Here is a 15370-nt window from a genome sequence, read left to right as displayed (position 1 = left end):
GCCCCGGCATTCCTGCCGGGGCGGGGCTTTTTTGCCCATACCGTGTTCGGCGCTGGTCGCAAACGCCACTCGGTCATGGCTATTTTGGAGATACAAAATGAACGATTTTACTCTGAATGCTGAAGTGCGTTCCGACCTGGGGAAAGGTGCGAGCCGCCGCCTGCGTCGTATCGCTAGCCTGGTTCCAGCTGTAGTTTACGGTGGCGAGAAAGCCCCTGAATCCATCAGCATGCTGGCCAAAGAAGTTACCAAACTGCTCGAAAACGAAGCGGCTTACAGCCACATCATCGAGCTGAACATTGGTGGCACCAAGCAAAACGTAATCATCAAAGCTCTGCAGCGTCACCCGGCCAAAGGCCACGTGATGCACGCTGACTTCGTACGCGTTGTCGCTGGCCAGAAACTCACCGCTATCGTGCCTGTGCACTTTGTCGGCGAAGAAGCTCCAGTGAAAAAAGGCGGCGAAGTTTCGCATGTTACTTCGGAAATCGAAGTGACCTGCCTGCCTAAAGACCTGCCTGAGTTCATCGAAGTCGACCTGTCGAAAGCAGAAATCGGTTCGATCATTCACCTGTCGGACCTCAAAGCTCCTAAAGGCGTTGAGTTCGTTGCTCTGGCACACGGCGATGACAAGGCTGTTGCCAACGTCCACGCTCCACGTGTTGCTCCAGAAGCTACCGAAGAAGGCGCAGCAGAGTAATTCACTCTGTCATGCCTGAGTGAGCAAGTAACATCGCGGACTGGAACGTAGCGAGAAAGCGGGCGAGAACGCGGAGTTTACATCCATGGTAAATGAGCATTTTTCGTCCACTTTCGCCGCTTTCCCTGATCGCGGCGATGTTATCCACCACTCAAAGGAAGGGCCCCTATCGTGACTGCCATCAAACTGATCGTTGGCCTGGGAAATCCAGGCGCTGAATACGACCAGACCCGGCATAACGCAGGGGCCCTTTTTGTTGAGCGCATCGCTGACGCACAAGGTGTCAACCTTGTCGCCGATCGCAAATATTTCGGCCTGACCGGGCGCTATTCGCATCAGGGTCAGGATGTTCGTCTGCTGATTCCCACCACGTACATGAACCGCAGCGGCCAGGCCGTGGCGGCACTCGCCGGTTTCTTCCGCATCAAGCCTGAAGAAATCCTCGTGGCGCACGACGAACTCGATCTGCCTCCGGGCGTTGCCAAGCTCAAGCAGGGCGGCGGCCATGGCGGTCACAACGGGTTGCGCGACATCATTGCGCAATTGGGTAATCAGAATACGTTCTACCGCCTGCGGCTTGGCATTGGCCACCCGGGCGTCGCCAGTATGGTTTCAAATTTCGTCCTGGGTCGTGCGCCACGCGCCGAACAGGAAAAACTCGATGCCAGCATCGACTTTGCCCTCGGCGTGCTGCCGGATATCCTCGCCGGTGAATGGAACCGCGCGATGAAAAACCTGCACAGCCAGAAGGCCTGACTCTTATCCGAGGGGAAACACCATGGGATTCAATTGCGGCATCGTCGGCCTGCCTAACGTCGGCAAGTCCACCCTGTTCAACGCCCTGACCAAATCCGGTATCGCGGCCGAGAACTTCCCCTTCTGCACGATCGAGCCGAACAGCGGCATCGTGCCGATGCCGGATCCGCGTCTGGAAGCCCTGGCGGCCATCGTCAACCCGAAGCGCATCCTGCCGACCACCATGGAGTTCGTCGACATCGCAGGCCTGGTAGCCGGCGCCTCGAAAGGTGAAGGCCTGGGCAACAAGTTCCTGGCCAACATCCGTGAAACCGACGCGATCGCTCACGTTGTGCGCTGCTTCGAAGACGACAACGTGATCCACGTTTCCAACAGCGTCGACCCGAAGCGCGACATCGAAATCATCGACCTGGAACTGATCTTCGCCGACCTCGACAGCTGCGAGAAGCAACTGCAGAAAGTCGCGCGCAACGCCAAGGGTGGTGACAAGGACGCCGTGGTTCAGAAAGCCTTGCTTGAGCAACTGATCGCCCACTTCACCGAAGCCAAGCCGGCGCGCAGCCTGATGAAGAACATGAGCGCGGACGAAAAGGCCGTGATCAAGGGCTTCCACCTGCTGACCACCAAACCGGTCATGTACATCGCCAACGTCGCTGAAGACGGTTTCGAGAACAACCCGCACCTGGACGTGGTCAAGGCCATTGCCGAAGAAGAAGGCGCGATGGTCGTTCCGGTCTGCAACAAGATCGAAGCGGAAATCGCCGAGCTCGATGACGGCGAAGAGAAGGACATGTTCCTCGAGGCCCTGGGCCTGGAAGAGCCTGGCCTGAACCGCGTGATCCGCGCCGGTTACGAAATGCTGCACCTGCAGACCTACTTCACCGCCGGTGTCGAAGAAGTCCGCGCCTGGACCGTCAAAGTCGGTGCCACCGCACCTCAGGCTGCTGGCGTGATCCACACCGACTTCGAGAAAGGCTTCATCCGCGCCGAAGTGATCGCCTACAACGACTTCATCCAGTACAAGGGCGAAGCCGGCACCAAAGAAGCCGGTAAATGGCGTCTGGAAGGCAAGGATTACATCGTCAAAGACGGCGACGTAATGCACTTCCGCTTCAACGTGTAAACGTTACGCCCAAGAAAAAGCCGCGTTTGATACGCGGCTTTTTTGTGCCTGAGATTTACTGCTGAACCTATTTCCCCTGCGGGAGCGAGCCTGCTCGCGAAGAGGGAGTGTCAGTCACATCTCTGCGGATGGCACACCGCATTCGCGAGCAGGCTCGCCCACAGTTGGAATTGTGTGGGGTCAGGCCTTTTTGGTGCGCGGCAGGAAAATCGCCAACACGCCAAACAAGGGCAGGAACGAACAGAGGAAATACACGTACTCAATCCCGTGCACATCCGCCAGATGCCCCAGCAGCGCCGCGCCAATCCCGCCAAAACCGAACATCAAACCGAAGAACACCCCGGCAATCATCCCGACATTGCCCGGCACCAGCTCCTGCGCGTACACCACAATCGCCGAGAACGCCGAAGCCAGAATGAAGCCGATTACCACGCTGAGAACCGTGGTCCAGAACAGATCAACGTGGGGCATGAGCAGCGTGAACGGTGCGACGCCGAGGATCGAGAACCAGATCACCGCTTTACGGCCGATCTTGTCGCCAATCGGCCCGCCGAAGAACGTCCCCGCCGCCACGGCTCCGAGAAACAGGAACAGGTGCAACTGCGAACTGGCCACCGACAGGTCGAACTTCTCGATCAGATAGAACGTGAAGTAACTGGTCAGGCTGGCCATGTAGAAATACTTCGAGAACACCAACAGCCCCAGCACCACCAGCGCACTGATCACCCTGCCCTTCGACAACCCGTGAGTCGCTGCCTGGCCGGCCTTGAGCTTGAACAGGTTCAAGTGATGGGCGTACCAGCGACTGATGCGGTACAGCACAAACAGCGCAAACACCGCGAACAAACCGAACCACGCCACATTGCCCTGGCCGAACGGGATGATGATCGCCGCCGCCAGCAACGGGCCGAACGCCGAACCGGCGTTACCGCCGACCTGGAAAGTCGACTGCGCCAGCCCAAAGCGCCCGCCCGAGGCCAGCCGCGCAATCCGCGAGGCTTCGGGGTGGAACGTCGAGGAACCGATACCGATCAACGCCGCCGCCAGCAGGATCAGGGGGAAACTGCCAACCATCGACATCATCACGATGCCAATCAACGTACAAATCGACCCCGCCGGCAACAGCCAGGGTTTCGGATGCCGATCGGTGTGATAACCGACCCACGGCTGCAACAGCGATGCCGTCAGTTGAAACGTCAAAGTGATCAGACCGACCTGAGTGAACGTCAGGCCATAGTTGGCCTTGAGCATCGGGTAGATCGACGGCAGCACCGACTGGATCAGGTCGTTGATCAAATGCGCCAGCGCCACCGCGCCGATGATACGCATCACCAATGGGCTGCTTTGCGGAGCAGCGGGCGCCGAGGCAGCGGCGGTCTGAACGTTGCTGATAGCCATGGAAGTTTCCGGACAGCAGATGGGTGCACGCAGGCAAGTGCGTCAATGTGCCATTTTTCGGTGCGCCAGCGCCATCCCCTTAGCCAGCTAACTAACTGACTGGTCGTCGACTACAAGGTGATAGCGCAACGCCATGGTCTGAATCTTGCCTTGCTTCTCCCCTTGAACGCGGTCGCCTTACAAAGGCGACCGACAATGGGAAGTTTCGCTACAGAGCCGGCCTACAGAGCGGGCGAGAGTGAACTTTCGAGGCCTTTTAGAGGGCACAGGTCGCGATCGAAATGAGCGCGATGCACGCCGATGGTGCGTGGTGTCCAGAGGAGTCATGGGGCATGCAGGCTTTCCTTTCACCGGGGATCAAATTGCTGGGGCGGTTTGGCTTCGCAGGTAAATTCCAGTTGTTGTTTTTGCTGTTCATTCTGCCGTTGGCCGGCAGCCTGTTGATGATCGGCCAGGACTATCGCGACAAGCTCAATCTGATTTCCGGCGAACGCGCCGGTGTGCGCCAGTTGCTCGCACTCGATGCGCTGGACGACCTGCTCGCCGCCCAACGCGACCGCGCCGCCCGTTGGCGCGCCACGGAAACCAACCGCCAACCGACGCCGGCCACCCTCGCCGCCATGGCCGCGTTCGACGCGGTACAACCAGCGGTTCTGCAAGCGACTACGGATTTGGGCACCGCGCTGAAAAACGAAGGCGCCGAAGGCGAAACCCTCACCCGCTATCAAGCACTGCAAACTGCACTCAACGGCCTGGACTCGAAAAGCCTCAGCGGTGTCGGTTGGTGGCCGGACGGCTACGACCGCTTCACCAGCGCCCTCAGCGCGCTGCAAGCGTTGCGCGAGCAGATCGTCATGGACAATCGCCTGACCCTCGCACCGTGGCTGGAAACCTATCTGCTGACGCAGATCTCCACGCAGCACGCGCCGGACCTGATCGAACGCGTCGGACGCCTCGCAGCAGTCGGCCAGGCCTCAGTCGTTTCCGGCCAATTCACCCTGCAAAGCCGCTTGCAGTTGCGCGACCTGCGCAGCCGCATCGGTGACGCCCGCGAGCAACTGGTCAAAACGGCCACGCTGCTCGAAGCACGTCTGCCGCAAGATCAGCAGAGCTGGGCCAGCCAATACCACGACAGCCTCAAAAACCTCGACAGCGGTCTAAAGGTGTTGGACGACGGCGTGTTCGGCGGCTCTATCAATCTCAAACCCGAAGAGTTCGAACGCAGCCTCGATGCGCTGCTGACCGACCTAGCCGCACTGCGCCAGCAATCGCTGGTGTCGCTGGATCAACGACTCGATGCCTACCACAGCTCGGCGATTCGTCAGTTCATCATCGTCGCGGCGATTTTCGGCTGCCTGCTGCTCGCGGCGTTGTACCTGTTTGTCTGCCTGCAAGCCTCGATCCGTCGCAGCGCCAGCGGCATCACCCTGCTCGCCGAAGCCCTTCGCGATGGCAACCTCAGTCTGCAAGTACCGGTGGAGGGCCGCGATGAGCTGGCGGCGATCAGCACCGCACTCAACGTTGCCGTGGTGCAACTGCGCGCGAGCATGCTCGGTGTCGATCACGAAACCTCGCAGTTGAGCCATGCCGTGCGCAGCCTCAACGAACACTCCAGCGGCGCTCTCGGCGAAGTCGAGGCGCAGCAGTTGCAGATCAGCCAGATCGCCGCCGCTGCGACGCAATTGGCCGCCACCTCGCAAGGCGTGGCGCAGAGTTGCGAACAGGCCTCCGGCAGCGCTCAGCAGACCCGGCGCATCGCCGCCGACAGCAGCCGTGACAGCCAGCGCACCACGGCGAGTATTCAGCAGCTCAATCAGCGTTTGAACGAAACTGCAGCGGCACTCGGCCGGGTCAGCGAGCAAGGCCAGCAGATTCAATTGGTCGTCGACACCATTCGTGGTGTCGCCGAGCAAACTAACCTGCTCGCACTCAATGCGGCCATCGAAGCCGCACGCGCCGGTGAACAGGGACGCGGTTTCGCCGTGGTCGCCGATGAAGTGCGCAGCCTGTCGCAACGCACGCAGTCGTCCACCGCGCAGATCGCTGGCACGGTCGACAGCTTGCGTGCGACGGTCAACGAAGCCGTGAGTTTGATGGAAGCCGCCTGCGGCCAGGCGCAAGCCGATGCCGAGTCGGTCACCGGTCTGGGTGAACGTTTGGGCGAAATTGCCAGCGCTGTGCAGAGCGTCACCGATACACTGGCGCAGATCGCTACGGCGGTTGAGGAACAGGCGAGCACCGCCGACGAGGTCAGCGGCAATATCCAGCAGGTTGATCAGGCGGCCGTGCGTTTGCTTGAAGGCGCAAGGGCGGTGAACCTCGCGGCGGACACCCTGAGTCAGGGCAGCCATGCCTTGAGCGCCAATACGGCAAGATTTCAGCTGCGTTGAAGCCCCACCCGGCCCGGATTTCGCGGGCCGGAGGATAAGCGGTTGAAAATAAGAAGAAATATTTTAAATTTACGCTTGACGCTTTTCCATTTCAGGGGAATAATGCGCGCCACTTGGCTACATAGCTCAGTTGGTTAGAGCATAGCATTCATAATGCTGGGGTCCGGGGTTCAAGTCCCTGTGTAGCCACCAAGTACTAAAAACGGCTTACCGAAAGGTAGGCCGTTTTTTTATGCCTCTGGAAAAGTCTTGGTGATCTGTTATTCCGCTGTAATCACCAGACACCCTTTCATCACACGCACTTTGACGTTCTCGTTTACCTCGAATCCTGCCTGTCGTAACCACAGTCCGCGAAGCCTGATCCAGGGCACCGGTTTGGCGGGGCTGTAGGCTTTTTCCTTGGTGTGGACTGGGTAAAAGTCTGCGGCGATTTTCAGCCGGCGTTCAGTGATGGGGGTTGATGACGTATGATTGGTTTTAGCCATGATTAGCTCCTGTCTAGCTGCTTTTGGTTAGCGGGGCCAGGGTGTTCGTGCACCTTGGTTCCGCGTTCTTTGGGTTACTTCAAACTTCTTTTTCTTCGTTGCTCGTTTTGGTCGCTGCCTGTGCGATCAGGGCGTCGAGCATCTGCGCAATGACCTTCTGCTGGACCTTCGAAAGCTCATTGATCGACTGCAGCCGTCGATACCACGTCGAGGTCAAGCTGCGCCTGGGCGTCTCCGTGTACGAGGGAACCCCGAGCAGGTCTTCAACAGGCACGCGAAGCGCAAATGCCATCTTCACCAGTGTCGTGACCGGCATGCTGCGAGTGCCCTCCTCGTAGCCCTGAAAGGTTTGCCGAGAAAGACCTAAAGCCCGTGCAAACCGAGTCTGGGTGATCTCGTGAACTGTGCGTAAGTGAGCAATGCGACTGCCCATCGCCACCAGAAAATCGCGGTCCTCATTGGAAACACTCATGACAATGGCCGACTGAACATAGAGTTGAATGGCAACGGACTCATCCTTTTCATCTGAAATCCATCCTGGAAAAAACGATAAAAACCATCCTCAGGTAAGGGCGCGTAAGTTGTCGACCTGAAAAATCTGTAGGAAAAATGCAGAGCAACCGCCAAGTTGCGGCGAGGTACTACAGGCGCGAAATGCCTTTTCAGCAAGCCAACGCCGACAACCCTTTCGCCCAGATTTGCCGAGTGCGCAAACCGACCATTGCGCGCCAATCCGGATCAGCCGGATAAAACTGCTCCAGCAGATTCAACTTGATCCCCCGCCCCGTCGCATCCAGCGGATCGCCATGCAGATGCAGCCAATGGTCATCGCGCAAATAACGATGTACCTCCGGCCCCGGATACGTCCCGCACTCGATCACGAACGGCATCAACTGCACGTCCGGCAACGCATTGAGCAATGCCTGCGAGGTGTACGCGGTAGCCGTCGCTGCCACACCGGTTTCGCTCAAGGTATCGGCGCCGGTGTGTAGCGTGTAAAGCCATGGGCCGTAGATCGACTGGGCTTTTGCCAGAGCCGGATAAGGCGCCCGGGTGATGGTCAGCAACATCGGATGGCCGTATTCGCCAGCACCGGTATGCAGATCAAAACACATCACGGTTTCAGCGCCAGCCAGATGCGTTTCGATGATTTGATGCAAGGTGCGATTCGACCAGCTCGGTGCGCGGCCACCGTAAAACAATCCGTCGGGATGACTGTGCTGACCGCCCTCGACAATCGACATCACTGCCGGCCAGCCGTGTTCGTCGATCTGCGCATCGAGCAGGGCATCGGCGCGTTGGCGCTCGGGGCCGTGCAAATCGGTGCAGGCGTAGATTTCATGCAGTGCGGCGTAAGCGTGGTTGTCCGGCAGCGGTCCTGTGAAATCCTGATGATTGCGGTTGAGGTCGATGTTGTCTTCATTGACCCGACGCAGCCATGCGGTGCCCCATGGGTTGATCAGGTGCACCATCACCACCGCGACATCATTGGCCAGTGAGCCCGCTACGAATGCTTTCAGCCAATCGATCTGACAGTCCGAACCGTAATAGCCCTCGACACCGTGGGTACCGCTGAGCGCTACCAGCCGGCGTTTGGCCTGTGGATCACCGAGCATGGCGACGTCGGTGCTCAGCGGTTCGCCGAATGGCCCGCAACGTGGATGTGCGTAGGAAGTGAGCGTGGCGCCGGCGGCATTGGCAGCGGCGATGAACTGCTCGCGTTGATCGCGGTAGCTGGATTCGGTGGGGAACTCGCTGTGCATATCAGCCTCTTGTTGATCTTGTAATTGTGGGAGCGAGCCTGCTCCGGGCGGCGTTCCGACGAAGGCGGCGGTGCATCCAACATTTGGTTGCCTGACATGCCGCATTCGCGAGCAGGCTCGCTCACACAGGGACGTATTTCAGTTCGATGACTTTGACGCTGACCGTAGCGAACATCCGCCCCGAAAAGAAAGACAAAAATGCCCACCGGTTTGCGTCGCGACCGAGCGGTCGATAAAGTCCCTGAGACTTTTTATCCACGGACGGAGAGCCCGCGTGTTTTCAGCCTTGCCCTTGAGCCGCTTTCGCCTGCCTGCCCTTGCGCTGATCATCAGCGCCCTGACCCTCACCGCGTGCAACGCCCCGCCCTCCTCGACCCTTCCGCTGGCACCGGAAGCCGCTTCCGGTTACCGCACTGATCTGCAAACCCGCCACGCCAGCAAACACATGGCCGCCGCTGCCAATCCACTGGCCGCTGAAGCCGGGCGCGAGATGCTGCGTCAGGGTGGTTCGGCAATTGATGCGGCGATTGCGATGCAAGCGGTGTTGACGCTGGTTGAGCCGCAATCGTCCGGGATCGGCGGCGGCGCGATGATCGTGTTGTGGGACGGCAAACAGGTTCGCACCTACGACGGTCGCGAAACCGCACCGGCCGGCGCTACCGAGAAGCTGTTCTTGCGTGCCGATGGCCAGCCGATGTCGTTCCCGCAGGCACAGATTGGCGGTCGCTCAGTCGGTACACCGGGCGTACTGCGTGCGCTGGAGATGGCGCACAAACAACACGGTCGCCTGCCTTGGGCCAAGCTGTTTGAACCGGCGATCAAACTGTCCGAGCAAGGCTTTGCGATCTCTGCGCGTTTGCACTCGCTGCTGGCATCAGACCCGGTTATCCGCCAGTCGCCCGACATGGCCAAGTACTTCCTCAATGCCGATGGCAGCGTCAAAGCCGTCGGCACGCGTCTGCAAAACCCGGCATTGGCTGCAGTGCTCAAACGCATCGCCAACGAAGGTGCCGAGGCGCTGTACAAAGGCCCGATTGCTGAAGAAATCGTCGCCAAGGTGCAGGGCCACGCCAACCCCGGCAGCCTGTCGCTGAACGATCTGCAGCGCTATCAGGCCAAGGAACGCGCGCCGCTGTGCACCGACTACAAACGCTGGCAGGTTTGCGGCATGCCGCCACCGTCGTCGGGCGGGATCGCCGTGGCGCAGATTCTCGGCATCTTGCAGGCGCTGGAAACCCGCGATCCACGTCTTTCGCTGACGCCGCTGAAACCGGTGAAGACCGATAAACCGGCGGGCATAGAGCCGGCGCCAGAGGCTGTGCATTTGATCGCCGAAGCCGAACGTCTGGCCTACGCCGACCGCGCGCAATACGTCGCCGACACCGACTTCGTGCCAGTGCCGGTCAAAGGCCTGGTCGATCCGGGTTATCTGGCCAGCCGCGCCAGCCTGATCGGCGAACGCAGCATGGGCAGCGCCAAACCGGGCACACCGCCGGGCGTACAAGTGGCCTACGCCCCGGACCGTTCGCCGCTGCGCATCTCCACCTCGCAAGTGGTCGCGGTGGATGACCTTGGTGGCGCGGTGTCGATGACCACCACCATCGAAGCCGCGTTCGGCTCGCACCTGATGGTTCAGGGTTTTCTGCTGAACAATCAGATGACTGACTTCTCGTTCATCCCCGAAGAAAACGGACAGAAAGTCGCCAACCGCGTTGAGCCCTTAAAACGCCCGCGCTCGTCGATGGCGCCAACGCTGATCTTTGATCGCCACAGCGGCGAATTCGTCGCCACAGTCGGCTCGCCGGGCGGTTCGCAAATCATCGAATACGTGGCGAAAACCACCGTCGGCCTGCTCGACTGGAACCTCGACCCGCAAAGCGCCATCAGCCTGCCCAACTTCGGCAGCCGCAACGGCCCGACCGAACTGGAACAAGGCCAGTTCAGCCCGGCGCTGATTCAGGCGTTGAAAGACAAAGGGCATGCGGTGAATGAAATCGACATGACCAGCGGCACCCAGGCCATCGTGCGGGTCAAGGATGCGCAGGGCAAGGCGTCGTTGGCGGGTGGCGCGGATCCACGGCGTGAAGGCGAAGCGTTAGGGAATTGAGGCTAGGACGCAAAACAAAAAAGGCTTACCGAGAGGTAGGCCTTTTTTCATGCAACTGATTAACTCGGGAGATCACTCGGCTCAGCGATTAGCCACCAGATGCGCCCCAAACAGCAAATAACAACCACCGGCCAAGCGATCCAGCCATTGTCGCGAACGCTCATACAAACCGGCAATCCGCCGACTGGCGAAGAACAGCGCCACGCAGCAATACCAGCTGAACGACAACGTCGCCATGGTCAGCACCGCCAGCACCAGCAACAGTGGCGGGATATGAGCCGGCATGGCGGTGGCGAAGATGGTGGCGACGAACAGTGCGGACTTGGGATTGGTCATGTTGCCCAGAAAGCCCCGCCCGTAAGCGCCGAGCAATGTCTGCTCCGAGGTATCGGGCGCGCCCGGGACGATCGGCGCCTTGCGCTTGAACTGCTTGAGCCCGAGGTAGATCAGGTAACAGCCGCCGGCAATCTTGAAGCTCAGGTACAGCGTTGGCGCCGCGCTGAACAGTGACTGGATGCCCAGACCGCCCGCCAGCCCCCACAACACCGTTCCGCTGGCAACGCCGAGCGCCGCGACAACGCCATGGCGGCGAGAACGGCTAACCGCCAGTTGCGCGATGTTGAAGAAGTTCGGACCGGGCGTGACCACCGCGACTGTCCACAACAGGGCCAGCGACAGCAGCGGCGCCAGATAACTCGAAAGGGAAAGATCCATGGGCATGCGCCTGATTGGTTCGACGATGCCCACTACCTTGCAACATCCGGCAATGTTTTGCCATCAGCGGCCATTCAGACCGCGAGCGTCTTGCCATCCACCGCATCACCAATCTTCAGGAAATGCCCACCCGCCACGTGGTGCAAGGTGCGCAAGCCGTCATGCCCCTCGAAATGCCAGCGCCCGTCGCTGAACACGCGCTCATCGGCGTGGGCGGCGATGACTTCGGCGAGGAACAGGTCGTATTGCTCGTGATTGCGCGGCTCCGGGAGCAAACGGCATTCCAGCCAGGCGACGCAGCCGTCAAGCAGCGGCGCTTCGACTTGTTCACCGGCGAAGGTCTGCAGGCCATAGGCCTGAAACTTGTCTTGCCCTTGGGTCTGGCTGATTTCCAGGCCCGACGTATTACCGACGGTTTGCACGATGTCGGCCTGATTGGCGCACGGCACATTGAGCACGAAGGTGCCGGACGCTTCGAGCAACTGGCGGGTCCAGGTGGATTTGTCGAGGACGACGGCGACTTTCGGCGGTTCGAAATCCAGCGGCATTGCCCAGGCGGCGGCCATGATGTTGCGCTTGCCATCATGGGCGGCGCTGACCAGCACGGTCGGCCCGTGGTTGAGCAAACGGTAGGCTTTGTTCAGGGGCACCGGGCGGCGGTGGGAATCGCTCATGGGGATCTGCTCCGGGGGAAAAGGAGCCGATTGTAGCGCCAGCATCGAAATACAGGCAGGTGAAAACTCTGTAGGAGCTGCGGCACGCTGCGATCTTTTGATCTTGATGTTGATCCTCGGAGTCAAGATCAAAAGATCGCAGCCTCGTTTCACTCGACAGCTCCTACAGAGGTTGTGTGCAGGTCAGTGGGAGAGTTGATTGGCAAACTGGCCCACTGCGTTGACGACCTTCTGCGCACCGTCCTGAATCTCGACAATCACTGTGCCCGCCTCTGCCGCCAGCGCCAGCCCTTGTTCAGCCTGAAGCTTGCCGTCGGTCATCAGGGCCACGGCATTGCGTGCCATTTCCTGGTTCTGCCGCACCACGGTGACGATTTCTTCAGTCGCCTGACTGGTACGCGACGCTAGTTGTCGCACCTCGTCGGCCACCACCGCAAAACCACGGCCCTGCTCGCCGGCACGGGCCGCTTCGATGGCGGCGTTGAGCGCCAGCAGGTTGGTCTGTTCGGCAATGCCGCTGATGGTTTTGACGATGGTGCCGATCACCTGCGACTGCTCGTTCAGCGCTTCAATGCCTTCGCCGGCAGCCTGCATGTGTCGCGACAGATCTCGCATTACGTTGACCGCTTCAGTCACCACCGTGGTACCGCGCTGGGCGGTGCTGTCGGTTTGCTGCGAGGTGCTGTAGGCAATGCTCGCCGCGTCGGCGACGGCTTGTTCGCGGTTGACCTGATCAGTGATCACCGTAGCGAACTTCACCACTTTGTACAGTTTGTCGTTGGCATCGACCACCGGGTTGTAGGACGCCTCCAGCCACACGGTACGGCCATGGCTGTCGACACGCTTGAAGCGGTTAGCCACGAATTCGCCGTTGTTCAGACGTCGCCAGAAATTCTGGTACTCGGCGCTGTTGTATTCCTCCGGCGTGCAGAACATCCGGTGATGTTTGCCCTTGATCTGCGCCAGGCTGTAACCCATGCCGCTGAGGAAGCGGTCGTTGGCGTTGAGCACATTGCCGTTGAGGTCGAATTCGATTACAGCGGTGGAACGCACCAGCGCACCGATCAGGTTTTCGTGTTCACGCGAGGCTTCGATGGTGCGGGTCAGGTCGCTGGCGAACAGCGAAATGTGCTTGATCCGCCCGTCCGAAGACCGCACCGGTTGCACGATGGAACGCAGCCACGCTTCCTCACCGTTGCCGCGCAACAGGCGCACGGCGCCGGCGAAATGCTCGCCGCGGGTCATGGCGTTTTTGAAACGGTGGTGGAATTCGTCGGTCTTCACATGAGCCGGGACGATGTCTTCAATCACCCGCCCGATCAGGTCCTGGCTCTTGTAGAGCATCTCGGTGAGGAAGTTCTGGTTGACCGATTGAATGCGCCCGTCGGGCTCAAGGTTCAGCACCAGCATCTCGCTTTCCAGGCTTTCCTTCACTTGCACAAGGCTGGAGAGTTCTTCACGAAGAGTGGCCAGCTCTTGCTTCAGGCGTTTGTTGAACATGGGAAAGTACCGATGGGCAGGATAGAAAGCGGGATACAGCCTAGCCATCGGCCTTGAAAAAAATTTCTGAAGAGCGCTTGCGACCCGCCGGTCAAAAATAGTTCGAGCGCACGCTGTCAGGCGGTTCCGGCGACCTGACATTGTCCTGTGCGTGGCATTCGCGAGCCGAAATACGCGGCACTCAACAGCCCCACCACGCCCATCACAGCGCAGAACATCACACAGATCCACGGGCTCCATGGCATCAGACCGATCAGCAACAGTGGTGTGATACTCGCCCACGCGGCGTAGGCAATGTTGTAGGTGAAGGAAATGCCTGACACGCGGATACGCGCCGGGAACAACCCGACCATTACCGACGGCACCGCGCCGACCACGCCGCAGGCCAGGCCGGCAATGGCATACGCGATACCAATCCACTCGCCACCGCTGATCAGGCAGCCGTAAAGCACGCCGATGCCCAGCGGCAGCAGCAGGCTATAGAGCATGACCGTGCGCCACGCACCGAAACGATCGACCAGCAACCCGGCAATCACGCAGCCGATATTGAGAAACACGATGCCCAATGCACTGAGCGCGAAGGTGTGGCTGGCGGTCATGCCGAAGGTTTTCTGCATCATGGTCGGGGTGATGACGACGAATACCACCACCGCCGAGGTCAGCACGCAGGTCAAAAGCATCGCCGGCAGCATCGCCAATCGATGCTCGCGAAGCACCGTGCGCAGCGGCAGTTCGACCCGCGCCTCGCGCTGCGCTTCCATGGCCATGAACACCGGGGTTTCGCTGAGCCAGCGGCGCAGGTAAACGCCGACTACACCGAACACGCCGCCGAGCAGGAACGGGTAACGCCAGGCGTAATCGAGGATTTCCGCCGGGGTGAACACTTGCGCGAGGAACGTCGCGGTCAACGCGCCGATCAGGTAACCGAAGGTCAGCCCGGCCTGCAAAAAGCCCAACGCGTAACCACGATGGCCGGCCGGCGCGTGTTCGGCGACGAACACCCAGGCGCTCGGCACCTCACCACCAACCGCCGCGCCCTGCAGGATGCGCAGCGCCAGCAACAGCAACGGCGCGAAATAACCGATCTGGGCATAAGTCGGCATGATCCCGATCAGCAGGCACGGCAGCGCCATCATCAGGATGCTCAGGCTGAAGACTTTCTTGCGCCCGAGTTTGTCAGCGAAATGCGCCATCAGAATTCCGCCCAACGGCCGCGCCAGGTAGCCGGTGACGAAGATCCCGAAGCTTTGCAGCAGACGCAGCCACTCGGGCATTTCCGGTGGGAAGAACAACTGGCTGAGGGTCAGGGCGAAGAACACGAAGATGATGAAATCGTAGATTTCCAGCGCGCCGCCAAGGGCCGCAAGGCCGAGGGTTTTGTAGTCGGAACGGCTGAACGGCGCGGGTTTGGCCGGGGATTGGGCAGTCATGGCAAAGAACTCTGAATCAGGCAAAAAACCAAGGCGCCCATGGTCTACGCAAACGGGCGGATGGACAACCCGTTAGACCATAGTCCCGGTTTTGCAAAAGCGGCTCACAAAGAGTCGGCCGTTGAATTACTGTTAATGCCTGTCCAGCGGGACCACGCCAACGCCGGCCAACCGCCGTGAACCCATATGGGAGCGAGCCTGCTCGCGAAAGCGTCAGCCCAGCCAACTTCAATGTTGAATGTGCCGACTTCTTCGCGAGCAGGCTCGCTCCCACACGGATCTCTGTGTTGTCGAGATCGGCGAGCGTTCCCGCGGACCACAATAACCATA

The 15370-nt window shown here is 59.9% G+C and carries 12 protein-coding genes, 1 tRNA gene and 2 pseudogenes; 6 read left to right on the top strand and 9 right to left on the bottom strand.

Annotated features, from left to right (window positions below; genetic code table 11):
- The first annotated feature begins 97 nt into the window (after positions 1-97).
- The 3 genes from M9827_RS16160 (at position 98) to ychF (ending at position 2579) form a co-directional block, all read left to right on the top strand.
- Complete coding sequence (locus M9827_RS16160) at positions 98-700, top strand: 50S ribosomal protein L25/general stress protein Ctc (protein WP_250606179.1); 603 nt, start codon at positions 98-100, stop codon at positions 698-700.
- A 171-nt stretch (positions 701-871) separates the two neighbouring features.
- Positions 872-1456: an aminoacyl-tRNA hydrolase gene (gene pth / locus M9827_RS16155; protein ID WP_007912902.1), complete on the top strand. Its 585-nt coding sequence runs from the start codon at positions 872-874 to the stop codon at positions 1454-1456.
- 22 nt (positions 1457-1478) lie between these two features.
- Positions 1479-2579 carry a redox-regulated ATPase YchF gene (gene ychF, locus M9827_RS16150; RefSeq protein WP_103306068.1) on the top strand — a complete coding sequence of 367 codons (1101 nt, stop codon included), beginning with the start codon at positions 1479-1481 and terminating at the stop codon, positions 2577-2579.
- A 180-nt stretch (positions 2580-2759) separates the two neighbouring features.
- Here ychF and M9827_RS16145 read toward each other — a convergent pair whose 3' ends face one another.
- Positions 2760-3977, bottom strand: coding sequence for an MFS transporter (locus tag M9827_RS16145; RefSeq protein ID WP_250606178.1), 1218 nt, complete (start codon positions 3975-3977; stop codon positions 2760-2762).
- 332 nt (positions 3978-4309) lie between these two features.
- Here M9827_RS16145 and M9827_RS16140 point away from each other — a divergent pair, with 332 nt between their 5' ends.
- Positions 4310-6367, top strand: coding sequence for a methyl-accepting chemotaxis protein (locus M9827_RS16140; RefSeq protein ID WP_250606177.1), 2058 nt, complete (start codon positions 4310-4312; stop codon positions 6365-6367).
- Positions 6368-6482: 115 nt separating this feature from the next.
- A tRNA-Met gene (locus M9827_RS16135) sits at positions 6483-6559 on the top strand.
- Between the two features lie 68 nt (positions 6560-6627).
- Here M9827_RS16135 and M9827_RS16130 read toward each other — a convergent pair.
- From M9827_RS16130 to M9827_RS16120, 3 genes are all read right to left on the bottom strand, one after another.
- Positions 6628-6852, bottom strand: coding sequence for a SymE family type I addiction module toxin (locus tag M9827_RS16130; RefSeq protein ID WP_250606176.1), 225 nt, complete (start codon positions 6850-6852; stop codon positions 6628-6630).
- A gap of 79 nt (positions 6853-6931) precedes the next feature.
- On the bottom strand, positions 6932-7324 hold the full coding sequence (locus M9827_RS16125) for a helix-turn-helix domain-containing protein (protein WP_250606175.1): 393 nt from the start codon (positions 7322-7324) through the stop codon (positions 6932-6934).
- Positions 7325-7514: 190 nt separating this feature from the next.
- The gene (locus M9827_RS16120) at positions 7515-8615 is read right to left on the bottom strand and encodes a DUF2817 domain-containing protein (protein WP_250606174.1); all 1101 of its coding nucleotides are present in this window, start codon (positions 8613-8615) and stop codon (positions 7515-7517) included.
- A gap of 274 nt (positions 8616-8889) precedes the next feature.
- Here M9827_RS16120 and ggt point away from each other — a divergent pair, with 274 nt between their 5' ends.
- A complete protein-coding gene (ggt, locus tag M9827_RS16115) occupies positions 8890-10722 on the top strand; it encodes a gamma-glutamyltransferase (protein ID WP_250606173.1) in 1833 nt (610 codons plus the stop codon).
- 81 nt (positions 10723-10803) lie between these two features.
- On the opposite strand, the gene M9827_RS16110 is transcribed toward ggt, so the two are convergent.
- The 5 genes and pseudogenes from M9827_RS16110 to M9827_RS16095 form a co-directional block, all read right to left on the bottom strand.
- Complete coding sequence (locus tag M9827_RS16110; RefSeq protein ID WP_250606172.1) at positions 10804-11436, bottom strand: LysE family translocator; 633 nt, start codon at positions 11434-11436, stop codon at positions 10804-10806.
- Positions 11437-11510: 74 nt separating this feature from the next.
- Positions 11511-12110, bottom strand: a complete 600-nt coding sequence (locus tag M9827_RS16105) for a flavin reductase family protein (RefSeq protein ID WP_250606171.1) — start codon at positions 12108-12110, stop codon at positions 11511-11513.
- A gap of 183 nt (positions 12111-12293) precedes the next feature.
- Positions 12294-12731 (bottom strand): annotated as a pseudogene (locus M9827_RS27985) (methyl-accepting chemotaxis protein); the annotation flags it as partial.
- A 102-nt stretch (positions 12732-12833) separates the two neighbouring features.
- Positions 12834-13520 (bottom strand): annotated as a pseudogene (locus M9827_RS27980) (PAS domain-containing protein); the annotation flags it as partial.
- 206 nt (positions 13521-13726) lie between these two features.
- Positions 13727-15040: an MFS transporter gene (locus M9827_RS16095; RefSeq protein ID WP_250606169.1), complete on the bottom strand. Its 1314-nt coding sequence runs from the start codon at positions 15038-15040 to the stop codon at positions 13727-13729.
- Positions 15041-15370 lie beyond the last annotated feature (330 nt).

Origin of the sequence: Pseudomonas sp. AKS31, assembly GCF_023634765.1 — a bacterium.
Classification (GTDB): domain Bacteria; phylum Pseudomonadota; class Gammaproteobacteria; order Pseudomonadales; family Pseudomonadaceae; genus Aquipseudomonas.
Note: the sequence above shows the minus strand (reverse complement) of the source record. Positions and strands in the feature narration are given on the sequence as shown.